The sequence below is a fragment of the Clostridium prolinivorans genome (genome assembly GCF_004011155.1).
GTDB lineage: Bacteria > Bacillota > Clostridia > Clostridiales > Clostridiaceae > Clostridium_AT > Clostridium_AT prolinivorans.
On the sequence record NZ_RJWG01000004.1, the window covers coordinates 166,431 to 191,410 of the forward strand.

Annotated in this window: 22 protein-coding genes, 1 pseudogene and 2 riboswitches; of the genes and pseudogenes, 3 read left to right on the forward strand and 20 right to left on the reverse strand. The window is 29.1% G+C overall.

Annotated features, from left to right (window positions below; translation table 11 throughout):
• Positions 1-4: 4 nt before the first annotated feature.
• From thiF to EGD97_RS05985, 12 genes are all read right to left on the reverse strand, one after another.
• Positions 5-808 carry a sulfur carrier protein ThiS adenylyltransferase ThiF gene (gene thiF / locus EGD97_RS05930; RefSeq protein ID WP_127836775.1) on the reverse strand — a complete coding sequence of 268 codons (804 nt, stop codon included), beginning with the start codon at positions 806-808 and terminating at the stop codon, positions 5-7.
• Complete coding sequence (thiS, locus tag EGD97_RS05935) at positions 809-1,003, reverse strand: sulfur carrier protein ThiS (RefSeq protein ID WP_078681291.1); 195 nt, start codon at positions 1,001-1,003, stop codon at positions 809-811.
• Between the two features lie 33 nt (positions 1,004-1,036).
• Positions 1,037-2,335 carry a phosphomethylpyrimidine synthase ThiC gene (gene thiC / locus EGD97_RS05940; RefSeq protein ID WP_127836776.1) on the reverse strand — a complete coding sequence of 433 codons (1,299 nt, stop codon included), beginning with the start codon at positions 2,333-2,335 and terminating at the stop codon, positions 1,037-1,039.
• A 117-nt stretch (positions 2,336-2,452) separates the two neighbouring features.
• Positions 2,453-2,551, reverse strand: a riboswitch (TPP riboswitch).
• 90 nt (positions 2,552-2,641) lie between these two features.
• A complete protein-coding gene (gene ribH / locus EGD97_RS05945; RefSeq protein ID WP_127836777.1) occupies positions 2,642-3,103 on the reverse strand; it encodes a 6,7-dimethyl-8-ribityllumazine synthase in 462 nt (153 codons plus the stop codon).
• 39 nt (positions 3,104-3,142) lie between these two features.
• Positions 3,143-4,387 carry a bifunctional 3,4-dihydroxy-2-butanone-4-phosphate synthase/GTP cyclohydrolase II gene (locus EGD97_RS05950; protein ID WP_127836778.1) on the reverse strand — a complete coding sequence of 415 codons (1,245 nt, stop codon included), beginning with the start codon at positions 4,385-4,387 and terminating at the stop codon, positions 3,143-3,145.
• A gap of 17 nt (positions 4,388-4,404) precedes the next feature.
• Positions 4,405-5,055: a riboflavin synthase gene (locus tag EGD97_RS05955; protein WP_127836779.1), complete on the reverse strand. Its 651-nt coding sequence runs from the start codon at positions 5,053-5,055 to the stop codon at positions 4,405-4,407.
• Positions 5,056-6,162 (reverse strand): bifunctional diaminohydroxyphosphoribosylaminopyrimidine deaminase/5-amino-6-(5-phosphoribosylamino)uracil reductase RibD, encoded by a 1,107-nt coding sequence (ribD, locus tag EGD97_RS05960; RefSeq protein ID WP_127836780.1) that lies wholly within the window; start codon positions 6,160-6,162, stop codon positions 5,056-5,058.
• Positions 6,163-6,411: 249 nt separating this feature from the next.
• Positions 6,412-6,525: riboswitch (FMN riboswitch) on the reverse strand.
• Between the two features lie 65 nt (positions 6,526-6,590).
• The gene (locus tag EGD97_RS05965; protein WP_127836781.1) at positions 6,591-7,661 is read right to left on the reverse strand and encodes a branched-chain amino acid aminotransferase; all 1,071 of its coding nucleotides are present in this window, start codon (positions 7,659-7,661) and stop codon (positions 6,591-6,593) included.
• Between the two features lie 313 nt (positions 7,662-7,974).
• Positions 7,975-8,853 (reverse strand): Nmad3 family putative nucleotide modification protein, encoded by an 879-nt coding sequence (locus EGD97_RS05970; protein WP_127836782.1) that lies wholly within the window; start codon positions 8,851-8,853, stop codon positions 7,975-7,977.
• A 339-nt stretch (positions 8,854-9,192) separates the two neighbouring features.
• Complete coding sequence (locus tag EGD97_RS05975) at positions 9,193-10,200, reverse strand: YeiH family protein (protein ID WP_127836783.1); 1,008 nt, start codon at positions 10,198-10,200, stop codon at positions 9,193-9,195.
• A 116-nt stretch (positions 10,201-10,316) separates the two neighbouring features.
• On the reverse strand, positions 10,317-11,207 hold the full coding sequence (locus EGD97_RS05980; RefSeq protein WP_127836784.1) for a selenium metabolism-associated LysR family transcriptional regulator: 891 nt from the start codon (positions 11,205-11,207) through the stop codon (positions 10,317-10,319).
• 43 nt (positions 11,208-11,250) lie between these two features.
• Positions 11,251-11,577, reverse strand: a complete 327-nt coding sequence (locus tag EGD97_RS05985) for a thioredoxin family protein (RefSeq protein WP_127836785.1) — start codon at positions 11,575-11,577, stop codon at positions 11,251-11,253.
• 198 nt (positions 11,578-11,775) lie between these two features.
• On the opposite strand from EGD97_RS05985, the gene EGD97_RS05990 reads away from it, so the two are divergent.
• Positions 11,776-12,432 (forward strand): ABC transporter ATP-binding protein, encoded by a 657-nt coding sequence (locus tag EGD97_RS05990; RefSeq protein WP_127836786.1) that lies wholly within the window; start codon positions 11,776-11,778, stop codon positions 12,430-12,432.
• Positions 12,429-13,199 carry an ABC transporter permease gene (locus tag EGD97_RS05995; RefSeq protein ID WP_127836787.1) on the forward strand — a complete coding sequence of 257 codons (771 nt, stop codon included), beginning with the start codon at positions 12,429-12,431 and terminating at the stop codon, positions 13,197-13,199. The genes EGD97_RS05990 and EGD97_RS05995 overlap by 4 nt, the downstream gene beginning before the upstream one ends.
• 149 nt (positions 13,200-13,348) lie before the next feature.
• Here EGD97_RS05995 and EGD97_RS06000 read toward each other — a convergent pair whose 3' ends face one another.
• The 8 genes and pseudogenes from EGD97_RS06000 to EGD97_RS06035 form a co-directional block, all read right to left on the reverse strand.
• Positions 13,349-14,764 carry a glycoside hydrolase family 1 protein gene (locus EGD97_RS06000; protein WP_127836788.1) on the reverse strand — a complete coding sequence of 472 codons (1,416 nt, stop codon included), beginning with the start codon at positions 14,762-14,764 and terminating at the stop codon, positions 13,349-13,351.
• 249 nt (positions 14,765-15,013) lie between these two features.
• Positions 15,014-15,100, reverse strand: a pseudogene (locus tag EGD97_RS06005) (HAD hydrolase family protein); the annotation flags it as partial.
• Between the two features lie 118 nt (positions 15,101-15,218).
• Positions 15,219-16,856: a dihydroxy-acid dehydratase gene (gene ilvD / locus EGD97_RS06010; RefSeq protein WP_127836789.1), complete on the reverse strand. Its 1,638-nt coding sequence runs from the start codon at positions 16,854-16,856 to the stop codon at positions 15,219-15,221.
• Positions 16,857-16,888: 32 nt separating this feature from the next.
• Complete coding sequence (locus tag EGD97_RS06015) at positions 16,889-18,265, reverse strand: PTS galactitol transporter subunit IIC (RefSeq protein ID WP_127836790.1); 1,377 nt, start codon at positions 18,263-18,265, stop codon at positions 16,889-16,891.
• Between the two features lie 22 nt (positions 18,266-18,287).
• On the reverse strand, positions 18,288-18,566 hold the full coding sequence (locus EGD97_RS06020; protein WP_127836791.1) for a PTS sugar transporter subunit IIB: 279 nt from the start codon (positions 18,564-18,566) through the stop codon (positions 18,288-18,290).
• Between the two features lie 30 nt (positions 18,567-18,596).
• On the reverse strand, positions 18,597-19,067 hold the full coding sequence (locus EGD97_RS06025; protein WP_127836792.1) for a PTS sugar transporter subunit IIA: 471 nt from the start codon (positions 19,065-19,067) through the stop codon (positions 18,597-18,599).
• A 10-nt stretch (positions 19,068-19,077) separates the two neighbouring features.
• Entirely contained in the window at positions 19,078-19,698 is a 621-nt protein-coding gene (locus tag EGD97_RS06030; protein WP_127836793.1) for a bifunctional 4-hydroxy-2-oxoglutarate aldolase/2-dehydro-3-deoxy-phosphogluconate aldolase, read from the reverse strand.
• A 52-nt stretch (positions 19,699-19,750) separates the two neighbouring features.
• Positions 19,751-22,687: a sigma 54-interacting transcriptional regulator gene (locus EGD97_RS06035; RefSeq protein WP_127836794.1), complete on the reverse strand. Its 2,937-nt coding sequence runs from the start codon at positions 22,685-22,687 to the stop codon at positions 19,751-19,753.
• Between the two features lie 611 nt (positions 22,688-23,298).
• Here EGD97_RS06035 and araB point away from each other — a divergent pair.
• Complete coding sequence (araB, locus tag EGD97_RS06040; RefSeq protein ID WP_127836795.1) at positions 23,299-24,969, forward strand: ribulokinase; 1,671 nt, start codon at positions 23,299-23,301, stop codon at positions 24,967-24,969.
• Positions 24,970-24,980: the final 11 nt, after the last annotated feature.

Here is a 24,980-nt window from a genome sequence, read left to right on the forward strand (position 1 = left end):
ATAATTAATTTTCCTCCCCTATTATTAATCTAACAGCTATATTAGCCTGATGATTAGCTGCAACTGCTACTCTTGGTGCCATAAGGCCTAAACCTTCTTTAGCCTCTGCTTCCATATCTCCTACAATATAAAAGTTTTCTTTTACTCGTCTAGTTACTATGGTATTGGCTGTATAATGGCCTGCTACTCCAGATGCAGCAATTATCTTTTTATCTTTCATCTTAGTTATTACAGTATTAACAATCATTGACTTACAAATTGGATTATCAAAAGCTTCTATTATAATATCCACATTCTTAAAAATTTTTTGAACACTGTTTTCATCTAAATATGTGTCAAAACTTTCTACATCTACAAAAGGATTGCAATCTTTTAAAATTTCCTTCATTGCTTCTGTTTTTTTCATACCTATATGTTTTACAAAATAATACTGCCTATTTAAATTGCTTGGCTCTACAACATCAAAATCAGCAATAACTAGTTTACCTATACCCATTCTTGTAAGTGATACAGCGGCATTTGAACCAAGACCTCCAAGACCTGCTATTCCTACTTTTGCCTTTTTTAATTTTTCATGTATATAAGGAGTATGTCTGGAAACCATTAATGTTTCCAGTTCCTCCTTTTTAGGTATTTCTCCTTTTTTTATTAAAGCTACTTTATCAAAAGGTTTTAAATGTATATCTTTATTTACAGGAAATCCATTATAAATTATAATATCTGCATCCTTTTTATATTTTTCTTTTATTTGAAATATTGTTGAATAGTTTTCTACTTCTAATATTTTTTCATTTATATATATCTGCATTTAACCTCCTCCTACAAATCTTATTATTTCTACCTTTGAGTAGCTATATAGTTTTTTTTGTGAATATTCATCTTTAGGTATAATATCCATATCTACTTCTACGACTACTCTATCAGAATGAATATTAAGATTTTCAAGCAATTCTTTAACTGTTATGCTATCTTTAAAATTCATTTCTTTACCATTTACTATCACTCTTACACCTCCCTTTTTTTAAAGTTAAAAATACTACATATTTAAATTTTCATTATTAAGAACTTTTTTCATAGTTCTTACAGCACACATTTTCCCACACATAGTACAGCTATCTGCATGTTCTGGTAGAGATTCTTCTCTATATCTTCTAGCCTTTTCTTCATCAATTGATAATTCAAACATCTTTTCCCAATCTAATTCTGCTCTTGCCTTACTCATAGCATTGTCCCATTCAATTGCTCCTTTAATTCCTTTTGCAATATCTGCAGCATGAGCTGCTATTTTTGAAGCAATTATACCTTCCTTCATATCTTCAACATTAGGTAATCTTAAATGTTCAGCTGGTGTAACATAACAAAGAAAATCAGCTCCACTAGCTGCTGCTATAGCTCCTCCTATTGCTGATGTTATGTGATCATAGCCTGGAGCAATATCTGTTACTAATGGACCTAAAACATAAAAAGGAGCTCCATGGCATAATTTTTTTTCAAGAATCATATTAGCTTGAATTTCATTTATAGGCATATGACCTGGTCCTTCTATCATAACTTGTACATTCCTTTCCCAAGCTCTTTTTGTAAGTTCACCTAATACAATAAGTTCTTTTATTTGTGATGCATCAGTAGCATCTTTTATTGAACCTGGTCTGCAAGCATCTCCTAGTGATATCGTTATATCATATTTTTCACATATATCTAAAAGCCTGTCATAGTACTCATAAAATGGATTTTCAGCTTTATTTAATTCCATCCAAGCAAATAAAAGTGAACCACCTCTTGAAACTATATTGGTAAGTCTTTTATTTCTTTTAAATGTTTCCGCAGTTTCTCTATTTAATCCAGCATGTATTGTTATAAAATCTACACCATCTTCTCCATGCTTTTCTACAACTTTAAAAAATTCATCTACAGTTATATCTTTTAGTTCTTTTTCATAAAATCCAATAGCGTCATATACAGGAACTGTTCCTAACATAGCTGTGGACATATTTATTATTTTTTTTCTTAAATCTTCTGTCTTTCCATAGTTTGATAAATCCATTATTGCTTCAGCTTTCATATCTAAAGCAATTTTAACCTTATCTAATTCTTTTTCCATGTTACAGCAATCTTTTGATATACCCAAATTTACATTTATCTTTGTTCTAAGTCCTTGTCCAATACCTTCCGGGCTTAAAGTTTTATGATTTTTATTTGCTGGTATTACAACTTTCCCTTCTGCTATTAAGTTTCTAAGTTCTTCAACTTTCATTTTTTCTTTTTCTGCAACTATTCTCATTTCTTCTGTAATTATACCCTTTTTAGCTGCATCCATTTGTGTTGTGTAATTCATTACTATCACTCCTTAAAAATAATAAAAACAGCCTTATGCTAAAGGTGCGTAAGGCTGTTTTATTATTTAAATACTATATGTAATAAAAAAAGCTTGCAAAAGCAAGCTCTGTATTTAAAAACAGACCTCTCGCTTCCCTACGGTGGTTCTAACCACATCAGGTTCATAGAGTTAGGATTTCTCCTTCTCAGCCTTACGGCACCCCTAGCAAGTGGATTAAATATAATATTTTGTTTTTCTATAATTATACATTATATTAGTATATTTGTAAAATACTTTTTAAATTTTATAAGTGTTTTTTATTATTTAAAATTGTTTTAAAAGATTAGCCATTTCAATTGCAGTAACTGCTGCATCATATCCTTTATTTCCGCCTTTTGTTCCTGCTCTTTCAATTGCCTGATCTATTGTATCAGTTGTAAGTACACCAAATATTATAGGAGTTTCTGTTTCTAATGACACATTAGCAATCCCTTTTGATACTTCACTTGATACATAATCAAAATGAGGTGTAGCACCTCTAATAACTGCACCTAAACATATAATCGCATCATATTTATTAGATTTAGCTAATTTTTTTGCAGTTAATGGAATTTCAAATGCTCCAGGAACCCAAGTTATCTCAATATCATCTTCTAATGCTCCATGACGTTTTAAAGCATCTAAAGCTCCTGACAAAAGCTTGCTTCCAATAAATTCATTAAATCTTCCTACAACAATTCCAAATTTTAATCCTTGAGATATTAATTTTCCTTCATATATTTTCATTTATTTTCCTCCTCATAAATTTTTATTATTATTTATTATTTAATCTTGCTTTACATTATTTAAATTACTATAATTGTTTTTTTCATTAAAATTTAGTATATGTCCAAGTTTTTGTTTTTTTGTTTTTAAATAAAATTCATTTTTTTCATTATGATTCATTTGTATTGGTATTCTTTGGATAACTTCTATACCATATCCAGAAAGTCCTGATATTTTTTTAGGATTGTTAGTCATAAGTCTTAACTTTTTAACCCCAAGGTCTACTAAAATTTGTGCACCAATTCCATAGTCTCTCATATCAGCAGGAAAACCTAATGCTAAATTAGCTTCTACAGTATCCATGCCTTGATCTTGAAGTGCATATGCCTTAATTTTATTTATAAGCCCTATGCCCCTTCCCTCTTGTCTCATATAAAGAAGAATACCTCTCCCTTCTTCTTCTATTTTTTTCATAGCTTCAGCAAGTTGTTCTCCACAATCACACCTTAATGATCCAAAGGCATCTCCTGTAAGACATTCCGAATGAACTCTTATAAGTACAGGTTCTCCATTTGAAATATCTCCCTTAACTAAAGCAATATGATGCTCACCATTTAAAGTGTTTTCATACCCAATAATTTTAAATTCACCATATTTTGTAGGCATTTTAGCTTCAGTAACTCTCTTTACACATTTTTCATTCTTTATTCTATAAGCAATTAAATCTGCAATTGTAATAATTTTAAGATTATGTTCTTTAGCATACTCAATAAGTTTAGGAGTTCTAGCCATAGTTCCATCTTCATTCATTATTTCACATATAACCCCTGCTGGATATAATCCTGCAATTTTAGCTAAATCTACCGCTGCTTCAGTATGTCCTGCTCTTTTAAGTACTCCACCTTCTTTTGCTTCAAGAGGGAAAACATGTCCCGGCCTTCTAAAGTCTTCTTCTGAAGAATTTAAATCTAAAACCTTTTGTATTGTAAAAGCCCTCTCAAAAGCAGAAATACCTGTATCTGTATAAGCAGCATCTATTGATACTGTAAATGCAGTGCAGTGAGATTCTGTATTATGTTCTACCATAGGAGGTATATTTAATTTTCTTAATCTTTCTCCTATAATAGGCATACAAATAAGTCCTCTCCCATATTTAGCCATAAAATTAATAGCTTCTGGAGTAACTTTTTCTGCAGCCATTAATAAATCTCCCTCGTTTTCTCTATCTTCATCATCTATTACAATTACCATTTTACCTTCTTTAATATCTTCAATTGCTTCTTCAATTGTATTAAATTTATACATAATTTATCCTCCTTTCTTTATACAAACCCATATTTATTTAAAAAATCGTAATCAATTTTATTTTTAACTGCTCCTTGGTCTTGAATTTTAATAAATTTTTCAACATATTTTCCTAAAACATCACATTCAATATTTACTTCATCACCCTTCTTTTTTTGACAAAGGGTCGTTACATCTTTAGTATGAGGAATAATAGAAACTTTAAATGAAGCTTCATCTACATAAGCTACTGTAAGGCTTACCCCATCTATTGCAACAGAGCCTTTTTGTACTATATATTTTAATATTTCAGATGAAGCTTCAATTGTAATCCATATTGCATTATCTTCTTTTTCATAATCTTTAATAATACCTGCCCCATCAATATGTCCGCTTACAATATGTCCTCCTAATCTATCTCCAATACTTAATGCTCTTTCAAGATTTACTTTATCTCCTTTAGCAATATTTTTTAAATTACTCCTTCTCATAGTTTCTGCCATTACATCAACAATAAATCTATTTCTATCAAAAGAGGTTACTGTAAGGCAGACACCATTTGTGCATATACTATCACCAATTTTTATTCCTTCTAAAACTTTATAAGCTTTAATTGTTATTTTTGCTGATTTTACTGATTTAATAACAGACTCAACTTCTCCTATTTCTTCTATAAGTCCTGTAAACATTTAAAGTTCCATCTCCTTTTGGACATACCCTTCTATTAATATGTCATCTTCAAAACGCTTAATATCTATTTTATTTATAGAAATTGCTTCATTTATAAATGCTCTTCCTTTTCCTCCAACTGGAGTTTTTGCTTTCATGCCTCCTATAATTTTAGGAGCTATAAAAGCATTTATTTTATCAACAATACCTGCCTCTAAAGCAGAATAATTTAGTTCACTTCCTCCTTCTAAAAGTATACTATCTATCTTTCTTTCTCCTAGTTTCTTCATAAGAAAAGCAAGATCTACTTTTTCATTTTTTGATGGTGTAATTATAATTTCGGCACCTTTTTCTTTTAAAGCTTCTATTTTATCATTTTCAGCTTTCTCAGTAACTGCTACAATTGTTTTAGCCTTTGAATTAATATTAAGCACTTTTGCTTCAATAGGTATTCTTGCATTGCTATCTACAATTATTCTAATACAATCACTTCCTTCTCCATTTTCTAATCTTGTTGTTAACATAGGATCATCTTTAAGTACTGTGCCTACTCCTACCATAATACCAGCAACTCTATGTCTTAATTGATGTACAAAATTTCTTGAAGTCTTTCCTGTAATCCACTTAGAGTCTCCTGTAAATGTTGCGATTTTCCCATCTAATGTCATAGCAGTTTTCATTATGCAAAATGGCTGTTTGGTTGTTATATATTTAAGAAATATTTCATTAAGCTTTCTTCCTTCTTCTTCTAAAACACCTGTAATTACCTCTATACCATTATCTTTAAGAATTTTAATACCTCTCCCTGATACCTCAGGATTAGGATCTATTAATCCTATTATTACTTTTTTTATTCCTTTTTCTACTATTGCATTTGCACAAGGAGGAGTTTTGCCATAATGAGAACATGGCTCAAGTGTAACGTACATTGTTGCACCTTTAACATCTTCAGTTGCATCTTTAAATGCATTTATTTCAGCATGATTACCACCATATATTTGATGATATCCTTCTCCAATTATTCTTCCATTTTTTACAATTACGGCACCTACTAATGGATTAGGATTAGTGTAACCTATTCCTTTTTTTGCAAGTTCTAATGCTCTTTGCATATACTTAATATCCAAAACTAATCACTCCAATTTATTTAAAAAATTAAAGCCCTAAGATTTTACTCTCAGGGCTTTTAAATCAAATTTATTAAATCTATTTATTATAAACTCGTATACATCTATAAAACTTTAAAGTTTTATAAAGTCATCTATTAAAATAATAATTCTCTCTGTAAAAATAAAATATATTATCTTATTGAATTATTATTTTATTAGACCATTCTTATACTGGATATTTATAAATAGATTAAATAATAATGCCTATATAATCTTCTCCCGTCCAGACTTTACTGTCGGCTTCGGAGTTTCACCGAATCAACCTTACGGCTCGCGGGCTATACCGCCGGTAGGGACTTTCACCCTGCCCTGAAGATTTATTTAATTTTATGCTAATACTATCACAAATATTTTAAACAGTCAATATGCATATTTTTTATTGGTATTTATTTTACTTCCACAGTCCAATTATATATATCTTCTATTTTTCCTAATTGAATACCTGTAATTGTGTCATATAATTTTTGGCTTAATTCTCCTATACCGCCATCTTGTATTATCATTACTTCATTTTTCCATCTAAGCTTTCCTACTGGAGATATTACAGCTGCTGTACCAGTACCCCAAACTTCTTCAAGTTTTCCAGATTTTTGAGCTTCATAAATCTCATCAATTGAAATTTTTCTCTCTTCTACTGGAAGTCCCCAAGATTTGCACAATTGAATTACTGAATCACGAGTAACCCCTGGTAATATACTTCCATTTAATGCTGGAGTAACTACTACACCATCTATCTTAAAAAATATGTTCATAGCTCCTACTTCTTCAATGTACTTTCGTTCTACCCCATCTAGCCATAATACTTGTGAATATCCTTCATCATGAGCTTTAACTTGTGCTGCTAAACTTGCAGCATAATTGCCACCGGTTTTTGCCTCGCCAATACCACCTTTTACAGCTCTTACATATTCATCTTCAATCCATATACCTACAGGATCCAATCCACTTTCATAATAAGCACCACTAGGTGAAAGTATTATTATAAACATATAAGTACTTGATGGTTTTACTCCTAAAAATTCATCTGTAGCAATAATAAAAGGCCTAATGTATAAAGATGTTCCTGGTGCTTTAGGGATCCAATCCTCATCTACTTTAACCACAGCCTTAACAGCTTGCACAAAATCTTCCACAGGAATTTCTGGAATACATAGCCTTTTATTAGTATTAATTGCCCTTTTAGCATTCATATCAGGTCTAAATAAAAGTGTTCTACCATCTTCTGCTTTATAAGCTTTTAATCCTTCAAACATCTCTTGTCCATAATGATATACCATAGCTGCAGGAGATAAAGAAATATTTTGAAATGGTACAATTCTAGCATCGTGCCAGCCTTTACCTTCTGTATAATTCATTATAAACATGTGATCTGTAAAAATACGTCCAAATCCTAAAGGTTCATCTTCTCTAGGTTTAGTTTTTGGTGTTGTAGTTCTTATTACTTTGATATCTAACATTATATATAGCCTCCTGTATATTTATTAATTATATATTATACCACAAATATAAAAATTTTTATTATTTTCAGTTTAAAAAGTCTTAATTATGTATTTTCTAATATAGATATGAAAATAAAAATTATATACTTTTATCCTACCATGCAAAAAACTCCCGTTTTTGTCGGGAGTTTTTCCTTATTTAATAATATATATTATCGTAAATTACTTAAACTTGCTTCTTTAAAATTATTTTTTTATTATCAATGCTTAATTTTAATATTAGCAATTATTTAAAAAATAAATTTTTAGCTTTAATGCCTCTTAATATTTTCTATTTATTAATATAATTATTTACAATTATATTTTCAGCCCATTTTTCAACTTCTTTATTACCAGTTATTACAAATTCTTGACCTGGTCCAACAGTTTTCAGTAAACAGCAATTATCTTTTAACTGCCATATTGGCTTTCCTGATTTATCAACCAAATTTTCATGAAATGTCATTTTAGTATTAAACTTTGGGTGAAAAAAGTATGGAAGTTTCCATAAAGATTTTTTATCTTGTCCTTCACAAGTTAAAACTAAAGAATCATCATATCGTAAGCAGCCAAAACCAGGAATTGAACTATTAAAACTTAACTTTTCTCTAGCAATATACGCTGTATTATTGCTTCTTTTACTATAATAATAGTGAGGATGAATAAGTTTCCACTCTTCATACCTTATTTTTTCTGATATATTTTGTATTTCACCTACTTGAAGATATCCCCAAATAATATGCTTGTCTGTCTTGTTAACAAAAGTATATCTGTTATTTATTTTTTTAACGTCTTTAAACCAGCCAAAGAATAGAAATAAATCGCCTTCTTCTATATTTTGATTATATAGATGAGATTGTGAACTGCTGCATTGTCCAAATATACCTTTCCATCCATTATTGCGTTTTTTTAAAACATTATAATTTAAATCTGGATCTAAATGAACACACCTTTTCTCAAATCCCTTAATTCCTAATTCATTCATAATATCAGCATAAGTTAAGTTGCCATTAAAAATAAGGTCGCTATACGTTATTCCTGTATTAATTCTATTAATATCATTGTCTTCTGGTGTAGGAAATGATACGTGATGTTTTTCCTCAATAAATAGAGGGCTGGGATAACCTCCTGAAGCAGAATCAAATCCTTTTCTGCTAAGTATTATCTTCATATCTACTTTCCCCCATTATAAAAAATTATATTTTATGTTAAACAAAATAAGCTTCTTGTTAAATTTAAATTTAAATTTACAAAAACTAATTTATCAATCCCCATTCTTTATTTTAGAAAACGTTTTAATATATTGATGTATTAAAGCTGATACAAAATAATATATCAAAATAATGTATATATCTTTAAGATAATTATACTTCATATAATCAAAAAAAACTACCATTTATACTAAATAATGCTTTAAATATTTATATATTTAATATTTAAAATAAATTAATAAAAAATAAAGAGATACAAAAGTATCTCCTAAAAAATATTATGTTTAATTTTTAAAGTATCAAATTTGTCCTGTTATAAATTGTACTAATATACTTACTATAGATACACTAAACCAAACTATCAGTCCTAATAACATTGGTTTAAAGCCTGACTTTGCCATTTTTTTCACATCGCAACCTAATCCTATAGAAGATAAAGCCATTACAATCATAAATTTCCCTATAATATTTATGTATTCTATACTATTTCCTTTAAATACACCAATAGTATTTAAAATTGATGCTATTAAAAACCATAATATAAACCAAGGAAATATTTTAGAAAATTTATAATTTACTTCTTGATTTAGTTTTGCTTCTTTTTTCTTTTTATAAGTCATTATAGCTGTAAAAATTAACGAAATAGGTATTATCATTGTTGCTCTTGTTAATTTAACAATAGTAGCATATTCACCAGCTTTATTACTAAAAGCATATCCTGCTGCTACTACAGAAGATGTATCATTTATAGCTGTACCAGCCCATAACCCGAAAGCTTTATCTGAAAATCCTATAATATGTCCAAGCGGTGGGAAAATAAGTACTGCTATAATATTAAATAAAAATATGGTAGATATAGAATAAGCTACATCCATATCATCTGCTTCTATAATTGGAGATATAGCAGCTATAGCAGAGCCCCCGCATATAGCTGTTCCTACACCTATAAGAGTTTTTAAATTTCCTTCAACTTTAAGAATTTTTCCAAATAGAAAAGCTGCAATAAATGCTGTAGAAATTGTAAATACTGTTACAGTTAATGATTCTATTCCAGTAGTTTTAACTTGATTAAAACTAAGACCTGCTCCTAAAACTATTATAGCCCATTGTAGTATTTTTTTAGAAGTAAAGTTTATACCTAAATCTAAACATTTAGGCTTATTTATTGTATTGTTTATTAATATACCTATTATTATACCAAACACCGGCCCACCAATTATAGGTACTAATTTGCCAAGTTCTGTAGCTATTAATGCAATTATAAATGATGCTATAATCCCTGGAAATAAATTTTTTATTTTTTTCATTACTGCCATCTCCCTTAAACTATAATTTAAAATTTACTTAGTTTTTCATAATTATTTTAAAGTGGCAGCTTTAAAAAGTAAAATATTATTATTTTATAATATACATAAGTATTAAGTTATATATAGTCTACATTTTCTTTAGCAAACTGTATAAAAGTATTAATTAAATTAGTTATATATTTGTCCTTATGATGAATTAAGTATAAACTCCTTTTTATTTTTAAACCTTCTACTTCAATCACTGCTAATTTTTTATAATTTATCTCATCTTTTATACATCTTTTTGATATACATGAAATTCCTAAACCAGCTTCAACAGCTTTTTTTATAGCTTCAGTATGTCCAAGTTCCATAAAAATGCTATAATCAACAAATTCTTTTTCTAACGCATTTATAAAAACTTCTCTAGTACCGCTGCCTTTCTCCCTCATTATTATTTTTTCTTTAGCTATATCACTTTTTAATATTTTTTCAGCTTTAACCCAAGGATGCTCTGTGCCTGTAATAAATACTAACTCATCATCGTAAAATTCTTCTACTGTTATTTCTTCAGAATGTACTGGACCTTCTACAAATGCTATATCCAATTGATTTTCTTCTATAAGTTTTGCAATATTTTCTGTATTTTCAATAATAATAGATATATCTATATTAGTATATACTTTTGAAAATTTTCCTATTATATTAGGCAGTATATATATACCAATTGTAGTACTTGCTCCTATTTTTAATTTTCCACGCTGTAATCCGTTCATTTCTTTAATAACTTTTATAGCTTCATCATAAATATTTAATATTCTTTTTGTATAATTTAAAAAAATTTTACCTTCATGAGTTAAATATAATTTTTTACCCATTCTATCAAATAATTTTACTCCCAAATCTTTTTCCAAATCATTTATTGCCTGACTTATAGAAGGCTGGCTTACATATAATTTTTCCGATACCTTAGTCATATTTAGTTCTTTGCTGACTTCATAAAAAATTCTTAATTTTCTTTCATTCATAAATTATCAGCCTTTCTTGTTTTTGCAAAAATTATTCATTATTTTAATCAAATATCATATTATAATATCTATCTATTTTTTCCCTTAAATTCTGAATACTTATATATCTTGCTTCTCTTATTATTTCTTTTCCTTCAATAAAAATAAGAATAGCAGGTATAGTAAATATTTCATATGATGCTGATATTTCTAATGACTTTTCTACATCTATTTGTACACTTTTAATCTTCGGAAATTCTTCTAAAATTTCCTTAACTTTTGGTTTCATAGCAGTACATACATTGCAATTATTGCTTCCAAAGTATAATAGAACTATTTTATTATTATTTATTAATTCTTCAATATCACTCTTTGAATTTACAAAATTCATAATATATCAACTCCAATAATTTTTTATTTATATTTATTATAATACAACTTTTTTAAAATTTATTTATATAAATAGTAATAAATGTTATAATTAACAAGAAATATAGATTAAACTTTAAAAATTTACTTAATAAATTGCTAATATGTATAATAAAAATTTGATTTTTTAAAAAATATAAATAGGGATGAGGTGTATATTTTGTCAATACTTGAGTTCCAAAATGTATTTTTTGATAATGATGGAAAAACTATTTTGAAAGATATATCTTTAACTATAAATCAAGGAGATTTTATTTCAATTGTTGGTCCTTCTGGAAGCGGGAAAAGTACTTTTCTTAAACTTTGCAGTCATTTAATAAGTCCTTCAAGTGGTAATATTATATATCACGATAAAAATTTCATGGAGTATAACCCTACAGAACTAAGAAAAAGTATATCCTATTGTTTTCAAAGTCCTTATCTTTTTGGAGATACAGTAATGGATAATATTATTTTCCCATTTACTCTAAGAAATGCAAAATTCAATAAAGAAAGAGTTAATCAATTATTTTCCAGTTTTAAAATGAACACAGATTTTTTAACTAAAGAAGTTAAAAATCTCTCTGGAGGAGAAAAGCAAAGGATAGCACTAATTAGAAGTTTGATATTTAAACCTGAAATACTTCTTTTGGATGAAATAACTTCAGCTCTTGATATTGATAATACACTAATTGTAGAAGATGTTATAAATTCACTAAATAAAGAAGGTACTACTATTTTATGGGTAACACATAATTTTGAGCAAAGCAGAAAATATGCAAATAAAATTTTAACAATAGATTCTGGAATAATTAAATCACTGGAGGTATTAAGATGAGTGGATCAAATACAATAAATATAACGTCATTGCTTATGTCTTCTTCTCTCGTAATTATAACTCTTTTCTTTTCTTATTGGCAAAAGCTCAAACTTGAAAAAGAAATTATTGTAAGTGTTGTACGTGCTGTACTTCAACTTGTTGCTGTTGGGTATATTTTAGAATATGTTTTTGGATTTAAAAGTCCTATTTTTACAACATTTTTATTATTTTTTATGACATTTAACGCTGCATATAATGCTGCAAAAAGAGGTAAAGCAATTAAAAGAGCCCTTTTAATATCTTTTTTATCTATATCAGCAGGAACTGTAGTTACTTTGGCAATACTTATTTTATCAAAAACAATAAAATATGAACCATATCAAATAATACCTGTAAGCGGAATGATTATAAGTAATGCAATGGTTGCATTAGGTTTATGCTATAAACAAATAACATCTGATTTTAAAAATAAAAGAGAAGAAGTTGAAACAAAGCTTTCATTAGGCGCAGATATACTTCCTTCATCTATAGATATTATACGTGATTCAATAAAAACAGGTATGCTGCCAACTATAGATTCTGCAAAAACATTAGGAATAGTATCTCTTCCTGGTATGATGACAGGGTTAATACTTGCAGGAACATCCCCTGTTGAAGCAATAAAATATCAAATAATGGTTACATTTATGCTGCTTTCAACAACTTCTATAGCTTCATTTATTGCTTGCTACCTATCTTATAAAAGTTTTTTTAACAATAGAAAGCAGTTAATTTTTATAAAATAAATTTTTATTTTTAATAGTATGTAATTCATAAGTACTTAAAATATTTAAAAGTATATACTAAAATACTATAAAATGAGCACTTAGTGCTCATTTTATAGTTAATATAATTACAAAAGAATAGGCAGTGTCAAAAGCATTTTGTCAAATTTTTATTCTAAATTTTCTCCGTTTGATGAAATGACTTTTTTATACCAATAAAAACTTTTCTTTTTAATTCTTCTTAAATCTTTTAAATCAAATTCATCTCTATTTACATAAATAAAACCATAACGCTTTCTTATACCTTGATGAGTGCTTACAAGATCTATAGCTGACCAAGGACAATAGCCTATTAAATTAACCCCATCAGTTATAGCAAGTTTAGCCTGTTCAATATGTTTTCTTAAATAATCAATTCTATAATCATCATTTATTATATCGCCTTCTTCAAGCTTATCATATGCTCCTAAACCATTTTCAGTAACTAATAAAGGTAAATTGTATCTTTCATTAATTTCACGCAATGTGGTACGGAAACCTACAGGATCTATAAACCATCCAAAATCTGTTTCCTGAAGATTTGGATTTAAAGCTCCCGCATAAACTCCCGGTTCTCCTATTACTATATGCTGATCCCCTTTTCTGGACATTTTATCTAAATCATTTCCTTTGCTTTCAGCTACTGTTTCAGTTGAATAATAGTTAAAAGCTATGAAATCCGGCTTAGCATCCTTTAATATTTCCATATCTCCTTCAAGTATTGTTGGTGTATACCCTTTTTCTTCCATATAACTCCATGCAATGCTGTTATATCTTCCAAACACAGCCATATCTAAATAAAGCCAATTTCTAATCGATGACCAATTATGAGCTGCAATTATATCTTCAGGCTTAGAACTTGCTGGGTATATAGAAACAATATTTGGAGCTGGACCTATTTTAGCATTTGGGCACATTTTATGACAAAGTTTTATGGCTTTTGCTTGAGCTAAAAGCATGTGATGATTTTGCTGATATAGCTCCTTTTCTGGATTTTCCATGTTAGGATCAACTGTGCCTATTGCTGTACCATGTAAGATCATCATATTTTGTTCATTTATTGTAAGCCAGTATTTAACTCTGTCTGCGAAGTTTTCAAATAAAGTTTTTGCATAGTTTTCAAAAGCATCAATAGTTTCTCTATTGCTCCAACCACCTTTTTGCTGCAAAGCATAAGGTAAGTCAAAATGATACATTGTTACAATTGGTTCAATATTATATTTTAATAACTCATTAATTAAATTATTATAAAATTCAATACCCTTTTTATTTATTTCACCTGTTCCATTTGGATAAATTCTAGTCCAAGCTATAGAAAATCTATAAGCCTTTAATCCCATTTCAGCCATTAAAGCAATATCTTCCTTATATCTATGATAATGATCAGCTGCTACTTTATAGTCAGAAGTACCTTCAGGATTTTCCTTTACATCGATAACAGAAAGGCCTTTACCATCTTCATTCCATGCTCCTTCTACTTGATAAGCTGAAGTTGAAGCACCCCATAAAAAGTTTTTTGGAAAATTTTTTAGTTTCTTGTAATTCATAATATTTTATCCCCTTTCCTTAAATGATGTTTTATAAATAAATATATTTATAACAAATTTTAAAATTATAGTTAATGATTTTTCACTAGTTGTTTTATTTAAATAATTATTAATTTTCATACTAATTATACTTAATTATATTTTAATCTACTTATATTTTCATGTCTAGGATATTAGGACAATAAATATGGCTTAAGTAATCAAATGGCTCAGTAATCAATTAGAAGCTGAATAATTATTTTATTCACGTCCTCTTTTTTGTGCTTTAATTAAAGCATCTTTAGTTTTTTCAGTAATTACTTTTTTATTATTAGTTAATGTACCATCCACATCCATAATAATTACTTTTATATAGTAAACTTTAACCAGCAAGATATCGATATCGCCCAAGCCAGTGCACAAAAATAGCCGTACTTTTATTAACCACAAAAGTACGGCTTTATTTTTTATTAAATTATACTTTTAAAATAGCTCCTTCTAGTGCAGAACCTGCTTCCTTTGAATAACGCTTCAGCACTCCTCTTCCACATTCTTTTATAATTGGATTCCACTTTGCTTTTCTTAATTCTAATTCTTCTTTAGAAACCTTAAGCTCTATTGTACCTTTTTTTAAATCTATTTTTATTGTATCTCCATTTTCAATTAAAGCGATAGGTCCTCCTTCTACGGCTTCTGGACATATATATCCAACACTTAATCCACCACTGGCACCTGAAAAACGTCCATCAGTAATAATTGCTGTGTTTGGTATTTTCTTAAGTATTTCAGTTACACGATGTAACTCTCTCATTCCAGGTCCTCCTTTAGGCCCTTCATACCTTACAACAACAATATGACCTGATTTTATTCTGCCTTCTTTATAAGCTTTATGACATTCTTCTTCGCTATTAAACACAATACTTATTCCCGTAAACTCTCTTTGATTTTCAGGAACAGCTGAAGTCTTAACAAGGGCTCCTTTAGGTGCTAAATTTCCATAAAGAATTTGTATACCATCTGCTTCTTGTATTGGATTATCAAAGGCTCTAATTACATTTCTGTCTCCTTCTTTTGCTTCACTTATAATTTCACCTATAGTTTTTCCGTCAACTGTAATAGTATCTAAATTTAATAAAGATTTTAATTCACGCATTACTGAAGGTACTCCTCCAGCTCTGTGAAGATCAACTACTGTTTGATTACCATTGGGAACTATAGCACAAAGGAGCGGAGTTTTTGAACTAACTTTTGCAAATTCATCCCACGACAATTCTATTCCAAGTTCTGCTGCTAATGCTGGTAGATGTAATAATGCATTTAGAGAACCACCTAATGCAGTTAATAATACTATTGCATTATAAATTGCCTCTTTTGTTATAATTTTTCTTGGCGTAATCCCTTCTTTTATAAGTCTCATAATCTCATTACCTGAATTTCTTGCAGCAAATCTTCTAAAACTTGTATTAGATGGTATTAAACTACTTCCAGATAGCATCATACCTAATGCCTCTGCTAAAGCATTCATTGTATTTGCAGTACCTAAAAATGGACATATTCCTGGTCCTGAATAATATTTTAATGTTCCCTCTATTAATTCACGTTCTGTTATTTCTCCACTTAAAAATTTTGAACGTAATTTTTTAGAATCTGAAGGAGCAATTTCTGGGACAGATGGTCCAGATGTTACTATAATAGTTGGAATATTTATAAGTGCTGCTGCCTGAAGCATTGCTGGTGTTATTTTATCACAAGCAGTTAACATAACCATACCATCAAATATACCTTCTCCAACTACCATTGCCTCAACTGAATCTGCAATTATTTCTCTATGCGGCAGGCAATATCTCATGCCTAAGTGTCCTTGAGCAATACCATCACACATAGCAATAGTATTAAACTCTATAGGTTCTCCTCCAGCTTCACGTACACCTTTTTTAACTTCTTCAGCTAGTTGTCTTAATGGCTCGTGTCCAGGGCAAACCTCGTTCCAGCTGTTACATACAGCTATCAAAGGTTTGTTATCTAGAGCATCTAAGGATACTCCTGCTGAAGCAAGATGGGCTTTTGATATTGCCCTTTGGAATGGCTCTAATTTATCAATTGCTCGCTTCATTATATACAATACCTCCAAATATCTAAAATACTTTAAAGTGTTTCTTTTTCTACCTGTACTCCATTAACTTGTTTTTTCTTTATAACATCTATATAAACCCATATTGCTATAAATGATACAAGGAATATTGGTAAAGTTATGATTAAATTTCCTGTAAATACTTTATATACGATAAAACTTACTGTTAAACTTGTTGCTGCAAAAGATGAAATAAGTGCTCCTCCTGCAACCCCTAAATCTATACCTGTTGATTTAGCAAGTTCTGTTAATACTGGTGCTGTATTTGTGCCAGCAAGTAATATTGCTGCTGTACACGCTAAACCTATAATTATATTTTTTAATAAATTACCTTGAGTTAAAGCAACTACTAAAGCAACCCTAAATGTAACAACTGCTAAGTCAGCAAATGGAAGAACTCTGTTCCCAGGTAAAATAGCTGCTAAAAGTATTGTTAATGGTATTACTATTAAAGATGTAGTTATAACTTCTGGATTTCCTACTACAACTGCTGCATCTAATCCAATTAAGAACTTTCTTCCTTTAAACTTTTCTTTAGTATATTTTTTAGCTGCTTCAGATATAGGCATTAAACCTTCCATAAATAATGATGTCATCTTAGGTATAAGAACCATTACTGCTGATAAATTAACGGCTACATTAAGAACTTTAGTAATATCATATTTAGCTAAAATACCAATAACTCCTCCAAGAATAAGACCCATCATCATTGGTTCTCCAAATAGGCCTAAATATTTTTTAGCATCTTTAACGGTAAATTTAACCTTATTTATTCCTGGAATTTTATCTAAAAGCCAATTTAATGGTACTGCTATTACTAAAGATGAAAGTGCTGACATAGTTGGGAGAGATACTCCTGGTAATCCAAAATAATCACTTACAAGATTTTCTGACCAATCTGACATTTTAAATGTAATTACTGCCATTGTCATTGCTGCAGCTACACCAAGTATAACATTCTTTGTAACAAAATAAGTCATTATACCTACTATAGCCATATGGTGATAATTCCATATATCAACATCTAATGTGTTAGTTGCTTTAAGAATAAGCATTACTATATTAGTAATAAGTATTACAAATATTAATATTGGAATTATAGGTGAGGACCAAGTAACTGCCGCTATTGCACCCCAGCCAATATCAAGTACATCTAGCTTTATTCCAAAATTTTTAACCATTGCTTGTGCAGCTGGCCCAAGATTTGATGAAAGTAAGTTTATTACAAGCTTAATACCTGCAAAACCTATACCAACTAATAGACCTGATCTAAATGCTTTACCTGGTTTAACTCTAAATATAAGTCCTATAATTAATATAATAATAGGAAGCATTACTGTAGGACCAGCATCATTTAATAATACCTGGAAAAAATTATAAATTGCTTGCATGTTTATAAATCCCCCTATATTTTTATTTTAAAGCTTCTATTATTTTTTCTAAAGTTTCTTCTTCGCCTATGCCTGTTAATAATGATATTGCCCCTATTACTGGAACGTTTACTTCGCTACCAGTAAACTTTCCTGTTGTAACTAAAAGATCATAATCAGAAATCTTTGATGGTACTTCTAAAAGTTTGCATTGATTTATACTAATATTTATGCCATTATCTTCACAAGCCTCTTTAATTTTCATTGCTACTACTGTTGATGTTGCTATTCCATTTCCACATGCTACTAATACTCTTTTCATTTAAATTCCTCCTCAAATTTTTTAATATATTTATTTATTAATTAAATATGGTTCTAATTTATTTACTACTTCTTCAGTTGAATAAACTTCAGTAATTTCTTTTAAAACTTTTGGATTTTGAATAAGCTTAACTATTCTTTGAAGCATTTCAATATGTCCATGAGGTTCATTTAACGCCAGCATTATTATTATTCTTACATCTAAGGTTTTATCTGGTGCATCCATTGCTTTAAATCCTACTGGATTTTTAAGTATGCCTATAGCTAAAGCTGCTTTATTTACTAAAGTATGATCAGCATGAGGTATTGCTATCTTTATATCTATTGATGGAAGCCCTGTAGGATATTCTTTTTCTCTTTCCAAAATAGCTTGTATATATTCTTTTTTTACATAACCTTTTTCATATAACTTTGATGCTAAGAATTCTAAAGCTTCCATATTATTTGAAAACTCTAAATCTTTAAATATTAAATCATTTAGAAAACTTATCTCTTTACTCATTTTCCATCTCCTAGTTTATCTTTTTTTCAAAATCTTTTAATGATTTTAAGAGTCCTTCAATATTTTCATTTTCTATATCTTTTTTATTAAATAATCCTGAACCTATACCCAAAAAATCTGCTCCATTATTTAAAAACTCTTTTGCATTATCTGCTGTAACACCACCTACAGCCATTAATTGAAGATTTCCAAGAGGTGCTTTTATATCTTTAAAATATCTTGTCCCACAGCTTGTAGCAGGAAATACCTTAACTATATCTGCCCCCTCTTGAAAAGATTTATATATTTCTGTTGGAGTCATGGCTCCTGGTACTGTTATTATTGAACTTTCCCTGCAAAGGTCTAAAATTTCTTTTGAAAGCATAACTGGTGAAAGTAAAAATTTTGCTCCTGCATTTATTGCAGTTTTAGCTTGCTCCATAGTTGTAACAGTTCCTGCACCTATAAGCATTGTATCTTTAAATTCTCTTGAAAGTTTATCAATCATCTCTGCTGCACCTTGAGTATTCATTGTTATTTCAACAGATTTTATTGTACTTTGAGTTAATGCTTTCATAACTGTTCTTACTTGGCTATAACTATATCCACGCAAAATAATAGTGACCTTAGGGAAGTTTTTAATATCTTTCAAAATTTTCACCCCCTTAATTTCACTATTATATATAAGCAAATTCTATGCCAGCTTATTTGGCTGATATTGTATTTTTAAATAAAATGTCGATTATCTTATCTTTACTATTAGCTTTTCTTATTTCTTGAAGTACTTCATTATTTGATATTATCTTATACAACTGTTCAAAATATTCTTTTGAATCTTCTTTTAAAGCTATAAGAAAAATTAAATCTGCAGTATTATATCCATCCCAATTTATTGGTGTGGTTAGTTTTGTAAAAGCAATGGTTGGTTTTGTAACAAAACTGCTATCTCCATGAGGTATAGCTATTCCACCCTTTAAGTATGTAGCTCCTAGAGTCTCTCTTTTATATACACTTAGCAAAAAGCCTTCTTTTACTCTATTAGTTTCTATCAGCTTTTGTACCATTGTATCCAAAACTTCATCTTTATATTTATAATTTTCATTATAAAAAATAACATCGGATGACATTACTTCGGGAAGCCTATTTTTTAATACTTTTTCATTGTTAATTAATTTTTTTAATCCTCCTAAGTAGTTGCCTGTTATTAATTGTTCCACAGATATAAATGGAATATCATTAATTTCTGGATTTATAGTCCCTACTATAGCTAAAATCTTTTTATTTTTTGAAATATTATTTATAGTTAAAGTAATATCTTCATTGTTAACATACCCTAAAGGTATAATTTCTACATCTTTAATAGTTTCTATTAAATGACTTTCTATATATTCTTTAACCTTTATAGCTGAACCTTCTCCAGTTATACATAAAGTGATTATAGCTTTGGATACATTTTTTGTTTCTATATTTACTCTTGTAAGTAAATTTCCTTTATTGTCTATTTCATTTACAATGCTGTCTAATGTATCTTCTGGCAAAAGAGCTCTCCTTACACATTCTAATACCATTAATGTATCTACTCTTCCTACTACTCTAGTTGGAATTCCTGTTCTTGCAGTTATTATATCCCCAAATGTTGTTAAGGATCCCATATCTACTAGTAGAATACATCCTTTACCTTGGTTTATTTTTTTAACAAGTTTTATTGTTTTTTCAAGTATTATATCTGGTGAATCACTAAGATCCATTTCAAGTCCAACTGCATGATTAACTCCTAATAATCTATTAGCCACATCAGCCATACCACAAGCTACTCTTCCATGAGATAAAACTATTACTCCTACTCTTCCTTCCTCTGACTTTGTTTCAGTTTGAAAATTTTTAAGATACATTGCTATAAATCCTATTTCATCTTCTGGAAGTCTTATATTAAGCTTATGAAGTATTAATACTGCTATTTTCTGTGCAACTTTAAATTCTTTATTATATTTTTCTTTAACCATATCTAAATTTGGATTTATTATCTCTCTTTTATTTAATAATCTTTCATAAGTGGAACTAAGGTGAATAGCAAGAGGATATATTATTTTCTTTTGCAATCCATCTATATGTTTTTTTGCAAATTCAAATATCTCTTGTGTAATCTTAAGCATATCTTCACCAATTATATTTATAATCTCTTGTGTTGATGTTGAAAGATTTATTGAAGATGCAAATCTCATAAGCTCACTTTCAAGCTGTTCTCCTACTACTTTATTAATCTCTTTAGGACTGTATCCATCTTCTTTAAGTTCTTTATACCTATCTTCTATAAACTGATATATATTATTTTTCTCTATTGTATTATACTCTTCTCTATATAATATCTTTACTCCTTTTGATGAAACTACTATATCTTCTCTTGTATATTTGTCTAATTCTTCGTTATTTATATTAAAATTAATTATCTGCTCTTTAACATGATTCGGTATGTGTTGAAAATTCACTACAACATTTTTCTTATTGTTTAAAGTAGAGTATAAAAAACCTCTAGCACAACATACTTGTATATCACTTTTAATCTGTCCTATATTTCCAGGGCAATCATAAGTCATAAATGCTTTTATTACATCTCTTCTTACAAATATATCTCTGCCTAATCTCTTGCTTTCATTTAAAAAGAAGTTTTTAATTATACTAAATCTTTCATCATAAGGTCTATCTTTAACAGCTGGCAATTCAATTATCATAGGTATTCTTCTTCTAAATGTAAGAAGAAGAGAACTTTCTGGATTTTCAGTAGTAGCAGCAATAATCATTAATTTGCTTTCTCTAGTTGTATCAGTTTCACCTAATCTTCTAAATTTACCTTTATCTAATAAATAAAAAAGTATCTCCTGTCCTTCTGCAGGAAGCCTGTGTATTTCGTCTAAAAATAATATTCCTCCATTACACATCTCTACAATTCCTTTTTTATTTTCAGAAGCACCAGTGAAAGCCCCCTTAGTATGACCAAATAATTGAGATAGTAAAAGCTGTGGATTATCAGCATAATCTGCACAATTAAATATCATAAATGGAGCATCATTTGAAAAGTTTTCTGTCGTTTTTGCAAACTCATACATTGCTTCTGCCATATGGCTTTTCCCCACGCCAGAAGGCCCTAAAATCAGGGTATGCAATCCTTTTGGAGGATATAAAATTGCTGCCTTAGCTTGACTTATCTGAAGTTTTAGGCTCCCTTCGTACCCTATTATAGCTTCAAATGCATCAGCTTTTTCTTTTTTATCAATTGATTCTTTTTTTATTTCTTCATAATTATATATTTCTGATCGTCCCTCCTTATTAAAATTTTCTTGTTCTAAAAGTTTAAGAACTTCTTTTTTTATATTAGATGCCGCAAACCTTGCCACCTTGTATCCTTTATCATTTAATTCTTTTGTAAAATTTCTATCAGATATATCTTTGTTTTTTTTAAGTATTTGTATGGAATCTTTTATTATAACATCCCTTCTTCTTTGTCTCGAATCAGGTATATCGTTTTCATTTCTGTATTCTGTAACCACTTCTCTTAAAATACCAAGCTTTTTTGCAATTTCTTCATCTGTATAAGGATTTTTTTTATCTTCCATATTTATAATGTCTAAAATTTTATTAAGCACCCTATATCACCTGCATTATTTCAATATATTATACATACATCATATTATAGCATATTTAGGGCTTATTGATTTAAAAAAATATGTACAAACAAGATATTATGTAATTGTTTTATTTTAATATAATTGTTCATACATTATATCATAGTTTAAATATTTTTATACAATATTTTAATAAAATTCAAAATATATATAAACAAAAATATTTTTATTTACCTACTTGTTCGTACAACTATATAGTGCTATAATCATATATGAAAGATATCGTTACTAAATTTTATGCTAATAATTGCAGATTTATTTTAAGTTGTACCTACAATTAGAATAAATGCTTAACTTTATATTCATCTAACTTTAATAAATTAATGCTTATACCACAAAAATTTTTTATTAATAATTTACAGATATCAATTTCAACTGGTTGATTTATTACTTTTATTCCAAAAGTATTTCTATTAAAAATTGGCTATAATGATACAATGAAAATTTCTAAATCATATATTGGAAATTAATTTACAGTTTATTGTGGTTTAATCATATAATTATATTAAAAATATTTACTTACTAAAAAGTATTTAAAAATTAATTTTACAAATAAATAGGAGGAATCAAAAATGAGTAAAAAATATACCATTGGTGTTGACTATGGTACTCAATCTGGAAGAGCTGTTCTTGTTGATATAGCTACTGGCGAAGAAGTAGCTACTGCTGTAAAAGTATATCCACATGGAGTTATGGATGAATATCTGCCTGATGGAAAGACTAAGCTTCCTCCAGACTGGGCTTTACAACATCCACAAGATTATATTGATGTATTAAGTGAAACTATTCCAACTATTTTAAAAGAAGCTAATGTTGATGCAGAAGATGTTATTGGTATTGGAATTGACTTTACTGCATGCACAATGCTTCCTATTGATAAATATGGAACTCCTTTATGTTTTTATGAAGAACTTAAATCAAATCCTCATTCTTATGTAAAACTTTGGAAACATCATGCTGCTCAAGACGAGGCAAATAAACTCAATAAAATCGCCAAGGAAAGAGGAGAAGATTTCTTAAATCGTTATGGAGGAAAGATTTCTTCAGAATGGCTAATTCCAAAAATATGGCAAATACTTAATGAAGCTCCTGAAATTTATGATAAAGCAGATAAATTTATAGAAGCAACAGATTGGGTTATAATGCAGCTTACTGGTGTTGAAGCAAGAAACAGCTGTACTGCTGGATATAAAGCAATTTGGCACAAGCAAAAAGGATATCCTTCAAAAGAATTTTTTAAATCTCTTGATCCAAGACTTGAAAACGTTGTTTCCGAAAAATTAAGTACAAATATTTATCCTATAGGTTCAAAAGCTGGAGAAATAACAGAAAAATATTCAAAACTTACAGGTTTAAAAGTTGGAACTGCTGTTGCTGTAGCTAATGTTGATGCACATGTAGCTGTTCCTGCTGTTGGAATAACTGATGAAGCTAAAATGTTAATGATTATGGGTACTTCTACATGCCATATACTTCTTGGTACAGAAGAAAAAATAGTACCTGGTATATGTGGTGTTGTTGAAGATGGTGTTATTCCTGGATATTTAGGATATGAAGCTGGACAATCTTGTGTAGGAGATCATTTCGAATGGTTCGTTGAGAATTGTGTACCAGCAAGTTATACAAAAGAAGCTGAAGAAAAAGGAGTTAACATACACACTCTTCTTACAGAAAAGGCTTCAAAACTTAAAGTTGGAGAAAGTGGTTTAATTGCTCTTGATTGGTGGAATGGTAATCGTTCAGTACTTGTTGATGTTGACCTTACAGGGATGATTTTAGGCTGTACATTACTTACAAAACCAGAAGAAATATATAGAGCTTTAATTGAAGCTACTGCCTATGGTACAAGAATGATTGTTGAAACTTTTAGAGAAAATGGAGTTCCCATAAAAGAACTTTATGCTGCTGGTGGAATAGCTGAAAAGAATAAACTTATGATGCAAATTTATTCTGATGTTACAAACATGGAAATTAGAATTTCTGGATCGCCTCAAGCTCCAGCTTTAGGCTCAGCAATGTTTGCTGCATTAGCTGCTGGAAGCGAAAAAGGAGGTTATGACTCTATAGTTGAAGCAGCTAAACATATGTCTAAAATAAAAGAAGAATACTTTAAACCAATTCTTGAAAACGTTGAAATATATAATAAACTTTATGCTGAATATAAAACACTTCATGATTACTTTGGTAGAGGCTTTAATGACGTTATGAAAAGACTTAAAAAAATCAAATCAGAAGCAAAGTAGCTTAATATTTA